This window comes from Mesorhizobium sp. M2A.F.Ca.ET.067.02.1.1 (genome assembly GCF_004023285.1).
Lineage (GTDB): Bacteria > Pseudomonadota > Alphaproteobacteria > Rhizobiales > Rhizobiaceae > Mesorhizobium.
In genome coordinates this window covers 1-7,206 of the sequence record NZ_RZSB01000268.1, presented here as the reverse complement: position 1 = coordinate 7,206, position 7,206 = coordinate 1, and the positions used below count along the sequence as shown (strand labels likewise).

Sequence of the window (7,206 nt, the reverse complement as noted above, 5' to 3'; positions counted from 1 at the left end):
TTGAAAACCCGCCGCCGATATTGCATCGGCGAGGTTTTCAGCCGCGCGGCGAAATGCTGGCGCAGCGAGGTGGCGCTGCCGAAGCCGGCTTCGAAGGCCACCATGTCCATCGATTTTTTTGTCTGCTCCAAAAGCCGCTGCGCCAGCGCCACGCGCTGGTCGGCAAGCCAGTCGCTGAAACTGGTGCCGGTGGTTTTCTGGAAATGGCGCGTGAAGGTGCGGCGGGTGAGACCCGCTGCTTCGGCGACGCTGTCGAGACTGTGCGCTTCGCCGAGCGATGCCCGCACGTCATCGAGGGCCTTGGCGAACCGGTCGGCGTTTGGCGTTGGCGCAAGCGGGCGCTCGATGAACTGTGCCTGGCCGCCCTGCCGGTGCGGCGAGAGCACGACGTGACGAGCGAGCCGCAGCGCCGCCTCCGCGCCATAGCGGGCGCGCACGATGTGCAGGCAGCAGTCGAGCCCGGCGGCGACGCCGGCGGAAGTGATGACGTCGCCATCGTCGACATAGAGCGCGTCGGCGTCGATAGCGATGTCTGGATGAAGCGCCTGGAGTTGATCGGCATAGGCCCAGTGAGTCGTTGCCTTACGCCCGGCCAGCAATCCGGCGCCGGCAATGGCGAAGGTGCCGAGGCACAGACCCACGATCAGCGCGCCGCGCTTATGCGCGCCTTGCAGCGCCTCCTTGAACGGCGCAGCCAGAGGGGCATCGAGGTCCTTCCAGCTTGGAATGATGACGATATCGGCCTCGTCGAGCGCCGAAAGATCGTGCGGCACAACGATGCTCAGCCCCGCATCGGTATGAATGGGTCCCTCCTCCATCGCGCAGACGCGGAAGTCGAAGCGTGGCAGTCCAAGCCTGGTTCGATCGGCGCCGAACACCAGGCAGGGCACGGAGAGGTGGAACGGGCTGATGCCGTCGAAGGCGAAAGCGGCGATGATCGGTTGCTTCATGGCTCACATCGTTTGCGTTGATTGGCGAATGTCCCAATTCTTTCGAATGATGTCAATTGGGCCACTTTCGGCCACCGGGACATCCGCCTAGCTTTGCGCCCATCAACCCGGTCGAAAGGAAAATGCCATGTCAGCACCAGCCATCCAGCCGGGCCGCGCGCTTGTCGTCGTCGATGTCCAGAACGACTACAATGGCGGCAATTTGGCCATCCAGCATCCGCCCTTCGCCGAGACCGTCGCCAATGTGGCGCGCGCCATGGACGCTGCCGCGGCGGCCGGCATCAAGATCGTCGTCGTCAAGCAGATGGCGCCGGAGACCTCGCCGATCTTCGCCAAGGGCAGCCATGGCGGCGAATTGCATCCAGAGATCGCCAGGGGCAGCCGCGACCATTATGTCGAAAAGACGCTGCCGTCGGCCTTCGCCGGCACGGATCTGGAAGCCTGGCTGCGCGCCAATGCTATCGATACGATCGCGGTCGTCGGCTACATGACCCACAATTGCGATCTGTCGACCATCATCCACGCGGTGCATATGGGCTTTGCGGTCGAGTTCCTGTCGGATGCCAGCGGTTCGGTGCCCTATGCCAACAGCGCCGGCTTTGCCTCGGCCGAGGACATCCATCGGGTGGTGACGATCATTCTGCAGTCGCGCTTCGCCGCGGTGCTGAAGACCGCGGAATGGATCGATTGCCTGACAACCGGGAAGCTGCCGGAGCGCGACACGATTTATGCATCGAACCAGCGGGCGCTGAAGCGGAACGCTGCCTAGTCCGGCAAGCAAAAAGGGCGCCGCAATAGCGACGCCCCTGATCGTTCCCGGTCTGAAGGGTGCTTAGAACAGTCCCTCGATCTGCCCCTGCTCGTTGAGGAAGATCTTTTCCGAGGACGGCGCCTTGGGCAGGCCGGGCATGGTCATGACCTCGCCGCAGATGATGACGACGAAGCCGGCGCCGGCCGAGAGCCTGACCTCGCGCACCGGCACGGTGTGGCCGGTCGGCGCGCCGCGCAGGTTCGGGTCGGTCGAGAAGGAGTACTGGGTCTTGGCCATGCAGACCGGCAAATTGCCGTAGCCGGCCTGTTCCCAGGCATGCAGCTGGTCGCGGATCGACTTGTCGGCGATCGCCTCGTCGCCGCGATAGATGCGCTTGACGATGGTGTTGACCTTCTCGAACAGCGGCATCTCGTCGGGATAGAGCGGTGAGAACTGCGAGGCGCCGGACTCGGCAATTTGGACGACCTTGCGGGCGAGGTCCTCGATGCCGGCCGAGCCTTGCGCCCAGTGCTTGCACAGGATCGCCTCGGCGCCCTGCGCCTTGACGAAGTCCTTCATCGCCTGGATCTCGGCTTCGGTGTCGGTGGTGAAGTGGTTGATCGCCACCACCGCTGGCACGCCGAACTGCTTCACGTTCTCGATGTGGCGGCCGAGATTGAGGCAACCCTTCTTGACCGCCTCGATGTTCTCCTTGCCGAGGTCTTCCTTCTTGATGCCGCCATTCATCTTCATGGCGCGCACGGTGGCGACGATGACAGCCGCCGACGGCTTCAAGCCAGCCTTGCGGCACTTGATGTCGAAGAACTTTTCCGCGCCGAGGTCGGCGCCGAAGCCGGCTTCGGTAACGACATAGTCGGCGAGCTTCAGCGCGGTCGTGGTGGCGACGACCGAGTTGCAGCCATGCGCGATGTTGGCGAACGGGCCGCCGTGCACGAAGGCCGGGTTGTTCTCCAGCGTCTGCACCAAGTTGGGCTGCATGGCGTCCTTCAGCAGAACCGCCATCGCGCCGTCGGCCTTGAGGTCGCGGGCATAGACCGGCGACTTGTCGCGGCGATAGGCGACTATGATGTCGCCGAGGCGCTTCTCGAGGTCCTTGAGGTCGGTGGCAAGGCACAGGATGGCCATCACTTCCGAGGCGACAGTGATGTCGAAGCCGGCTTCACGCGGATAGCCGTTGGCGACGCCGCCCAGCGAGCAGATGATCTCGCGCAGCGCCCGGTCGTTCATATCCATGACGCGGCGCCAGGCGACGCGGCGGGTGTCGATGCCGAGCTCGTTGCCCCAGTAGATGTGGTTGTCGATCAGCGCCGACAGCAAATTATGCGCGGTGGTGATGGCGTGGAAGTCGCCGGTGAAGTGGAGGTTCATGTCCTCCATCGGCACCACCTGGGCAAGGCCGCCGCCCGCGGCACCGCCCTTGACGCCGAAATTCGGGCCGAGCGAGGCCTCCCGGATGCAGATGATCGCCTTCTTGCCGATGCGGTTGAGGCCGTCGCCGAGGCCGACCGTGGTGGTCGTCTTGCCTTCGCCGGCGGGCGTCGGGTTGATGGCGGTGACCAGGATCAGCTTGCCGTCCTTGTTGCCCTTCACCGACTTGATGAACTCGGCCGAGACTTTGGCCTTGTCGTGGCCATAGGGCAGCAGATGCTCGGTCGGGATGCCGATTCTGGCGCCGATCTCCTGGATCGGTTTCTTCTTGGCGGCGCGCGCGATCTCGATGTCGGACTTCACTTCGGCCATGACGGCTTTCCTCTGGAGTAGGCGGTGGAGGGGAGGGGTTCGATCATTCGTGCATGGTCGAAACGCCGCCCGGACGCAAGGTCATGTTCTAACCCTGTCGCTGGCGCGGCGTCAACTTCCATGCAACTATGTTTCCTGTTAAGAAAGAGTGTTCCTGTCGCCGGCCTCTTCCAAGGCGGTCGTCTCGGGCCCGGTCGTTGCGCCGTATAGAAGCCAGAGCGGGGGCGGTTTCGCCGTCTCAAAACAGCCGCCTAATGCGCGAAAAGCGACAGGGGCGACGGCGCAAATCCGCCATCGCCCTGTCGCCCCGAGACGGTGCTATTGGGTCAGAACGTTGCTGATCTCGACCATGTTGGAGCGCACGCGCAGGATGTAGAAGCCCATCGTCGTCAGATGCGTCGGCAACAGCCAGCCATCCTCGCGGCCATTGGCGATGATGAAGGGCTGGATGCGTAGCGCCGAGACGAATTGCGAATCCATCGTGTCCCACAGGCTCTGCAGGTGCTTTTCCTTGAGCACGTCCTCGAAGTCGGCCTGGGCGCCCTTCATGAGGCCGTAATAGGCATAGAGCTGGCCATAGGCGAACCAGAAGCGGTCGTCGGCGCGGGTATCGAACCAGCCGTTGTTGTGGTTTTCGGCGCGCTCCTTGAGGATCGCCGAAGTCGAGCCGATATCCGAAGCGATGCGGTCGATATATTGCTTGAGATTGTCGGCGCGCGCGTCGAACGTCGCCTGGCAGGTGGCGAGCCGGGCGTTGAAGGAACGCAGCTTGCGCACCGCGTCCCGATAATAGCTCGGCGTCGGCGTCTTGGGGCCGAAGGGGTTCAGGCCGAAATACCAGGTGTACTCGTCGAACTGCAGATTGCCGCGTGCGTCCTGCAGGTCGGCATCGATCTGCGAAGTCGTGCGCACGCGGCCGAGATTGTCGGCAAGCTCGGTCGCGGTGCGGCGCACCGCCTGGTTGATGCCGCGCTGGAAGGACGCCTTGTTGTCCATCCAGGGCGTGTTGTCCCAGTCGATGCCGAACAGGCCGAGCTTGTAGAGGATCATCGATGAGATCCAGGCATTCTGGTTGACGTTGAAGTCCGTCAGGTCGGCGGCGACCTGGGCGATCGCCGAGTTGCCGCAGGTCTTGGCCGTGTCGGTGCCAGCGCCGGCGGAGACCTGCTCGCCGGCCGACACGTTGCGCTTCTCGAATGTGTAGGTGTCGGGATAGTTCGGGTTGAAATTGTTCCACCACTGCGTGGCGTAGAAGAAATTGGCGTAGAGGCCGATCAGCACCAGGAGGGCGAGACCGACCACCGCCTTCAGGATCCAGCCGCGCTGTCCGTACCAGCGGCCGACCCACATGAACGGCCACAGAATGACGCCGATGACGAAGCCGATGCCGCGGCCGATCCACTGGAAGATCTGGGTGAAGAAGTTCACGATCGGGTCGAGCATGGCTGTGGCACCCCCTTGGAGCATTTCACCGTTTCAAGGGAAACGGCGATCTGCCCTAACCCTTTGTTTTGGCACAATTCCGGGCGGAAAACCGCCCAGACTTTCCTAGTCAGTCAGGCCGTAAAGACGCGCGCGGAACGCCGCCTTGTCCTTCAAATATGTGGTTTTCAGAACGTCCACAACATGGCTTCGCCAGGCGTCGCTGTAGCTCTCATAGTCCTTGTAGAAGCCGGGCTTGTTGAAGACGTAGCGTGAGACGAAGTCCTGCGGCACGAAATCCGAGATCAGCTGGTTGGTCAGCCAGGCATCGGGGTGTTCGGGCTTGGCGCGCACGACCAGGAAGCGCTGGCGCGGCGGTACGTCCTCGATCTTGAGATGACCGAGTTGGGCGATCTCGCGCTTGGCGGCGTTGAGGAAGGGAAAGTTCCCGTCCTGGGCGATCAGGTCGGCATGCCCGTGGATCCAGGTCTGCAGCCAGACCTTGTCGACATCGGTCAAATTGCGGTTGGGCTCGACATCGGCGATCAGCGCGCGCACAACCATCTCGGCCCGATGCTCGAGATAGCCGGAGGCCTCGATCCACGAGGCGCGCGGCAGGTCGAGGCGGCCGGTGGCGGCGAGGAAGCGGAACACTTTGTCGGCGTCGTTGATCGACAGGTAGCTGACCTGCCAGGGGCGTGAGCGGCGGAAGCCGGGAGCGGCCGGATCGCAGATCACCGTCGTCATGTCGGGATCGACGAAGACATAGAGGCCGCCGAAATGGCTGGTCCAGTAGGCATTGTGGCGGAAGATCACCTGGTCGGGGACCAGCGCGTTCTCGCGGATGTCGCCGCAGATTTTGGCCAGATCGACCATGCGCTGCAGCATGGCATTGTCGCGCCAGGCGTCGGGTTCCTGCTTCAGCCGGTCGACCAGTCTGCCGAGCTCGGCCGCCTTGCCCAGCACATCCTCGGCCGACAGCACTTTGAACTCGACCTGGTTGATCGACAGCAGGTCCTCGATGTCGTTGACCTTGGGGACCGAGTCCTCGATCTCGCCGTAGATCACGTCCTTGATGGTCAGCGCGTCGATGGCGCGCTGGTTCTTCGACATGAACTCGAACATCAGCTGCGAGGTGTTGGAGAAGGCGGTGTGCACCACGGGCAGATCGATCTGCGACGGCGTCAGGATGATGAAGCGGCGGTTGACCTCGTTGGGATCGAGATAGTCGAAATCGCCGCACTCCTCGGCGATCTCGGGCGAGAAGCCGGTGCGGTCGATCTGGAAGCTCTTCAACCTGGTCGGCTCGAGGCCGAAGGCGACAAGCGCCTTGTTGTAGCGCTGGATGAGATGCGGCTCGTCGACGGCGAGCAGCCTGCCGTAGATCAGCTCGTTATCGCGCAGGAGGTCGGGTTTCTTGGCGGTGGGCTTCATCTTTCCTTCTCCCCGTTCACGGGGAGAAGGTGCCCGAAGGGCGGATGAGGGGCGGCGCCAACGCTCATCATCCTTGCTCCGATCTTGCGGCCGGCAGAAATTTCGCATCGACCCCAATTATCTTTCGATCCAACCGACCATCCAGCGCCGCAACAATCGTATCCAGCACGCTCGCGCAGTTGGTCAAAACATCTGCGTGCCAAACCCTCAATACGGAACAACCGTTTCCGTTCATCGTCTCGTCCCTGTATCGATCCCTGGATCGACCGGCATGTTGGCTGCCGTCAACCTCGACAACCAGATTGGCTCCGCGGCAAGCGAAGTCCGCGAAGTAAGGGCCGATCGGCAGTTGGCGAACAAACTTATGGCCGTTCAATCGCCGCCCCCGCAGTTCATGCCATAGCCGTTCCTCCGCATCGTTTTCGACCTGCCGCAGCTCGCGGGCTCTCGTAACCTTTGGCTCATTTCTGCCACGGATGGCGCTGCCCCTCATCCGCCCTTCGGGCACCTTCTCCCCGTGAACGGGGAGAAGGAAGAAATCACCACGCCCCCTTCTTCTTCAACTCCTCCATCTCGCGCGCCGCGCGCTCACGCAGCCGCGCGTCGCGCAGGAGCTTCTCCACCGCGGCATCATCCGACTTGTCGGAATAGCGGAATTCGGAATCGGCGTAGCGGTTGATCTCCTGCATGACCATGTCCATCGAGAACGGTCCGCGCAGTTCCTCGATCATCGCCTTCTTGTCGTCGTAGCTCTTGTGCATGAAGGCTTCGGGCTTCTCGAACCAGTCGTCCGGCAGCTCGAAGTCCATGGCGCGCATCTTGATCGCGTCGGTGACGTTCTTGACGGCGCGGCCGGTGAAGCGCGGTTCGGCGTCCTTGATCATGTGC

Annotated in this window: 6 protein-coding genes and 1 pseudogene; 1 reads left to right on the top strand and 6 read right to left on the bottom strand. The window is 62.9% G+C overall.

Annotated features, from left to right (window positions below; genetic code table 11):
• On the bottom strand, positions 1 to 950 hold a 950-nt coding region (locus tag EOA28_RS18705; RefSeq protein WP_128315144.1), incomplete at its 3' end, for a helix-turn-helix domain-containing protein.
• 127 nt (positions 951 to 1,077) lie between these two features.
• Here EOA28_RS18705 and EOA28_RS18700 point away from each other — a divergent pair.
• Positions 1,078 to 1,719: a cysteine hydrolase family protein gene (locus EOA28_RS18700; protein WP_127250739.1), complete on the top strand. Its 642-nt coding sequence runs from the start codon at positions 1,078 to 1,080 to the stop codon at positions 1,717 to 1,719.
• 63 nt (positions 1,720 to 1,782) lie between these two features.
• Here EOA28_RS18700 and EOA28_RS18695 read toward each other — a convergent pair whose 3' ends face one another.
• The 5 genes and pseudogenes from EOA28_RS18695 to EOA28_RS18675 form a co-directional block, all read right to left on the bottom strand.
• Positions 1,783 to 3,462 carry a formate--tetrahydrofolate ligase gene (locus EOA28_RS18695; RefSeq protein ID WP_127250740.1) on the bottom strand — a complete coding sequence of 560 codons (1,680 nt, stop codon included), beginning with the start codon at positions 3,460 to 3,462 and terminating at the stop codon, positions 1,783 to 1,785.
• A 318-nt stretch (positions 3,463 to 3,780) separates the two neighbouring features.
• A complete protein-coding gene (locus tag EOA28_RS18690) occupies positions 3,781 to 4,905 on the bottom strand; it encodes a DUF2333 family protein (RefSeq protein WP_126081614.1) in 1,125 nt (374 codons plus the stop codon).
• A gap of 105 nt (positions 4,906 to 5,010) precedes the next feature.
• Positions 5,011 to 6,318 (bottom strand): DUF6638 family protein, encoded by a 1,308-nt coding sequence (locus EOA28_RS18685; RefSeq protein WP_127250742.1) that lies wholly within the window; start codon positions 6,316 to 6,318, stop codon positions 5,011 to 5,013.
• Between the two features lie 67 nt (positions 6,319 to 6,385).
• Positions 6,386 to 6,811, bottom strand: coding sequence for a DUF559 domain-containing protein (locus tag EOA28_RS18680; RefSeq protein ID WP_127250743.1), 426 nt, complete (start codon positions 6,809 to 6,811; stop codon positions 6,386 to 6,388).
• A 46-nt stretch (positions 6,812 to 6,857) separates the two neighbouring features.
• Positions 6,858 to 7,206 (bottom strand): annotated as a pseudogene (locus EOA28_RS18675) (AAA family ATPase); the annotation flags it as partial.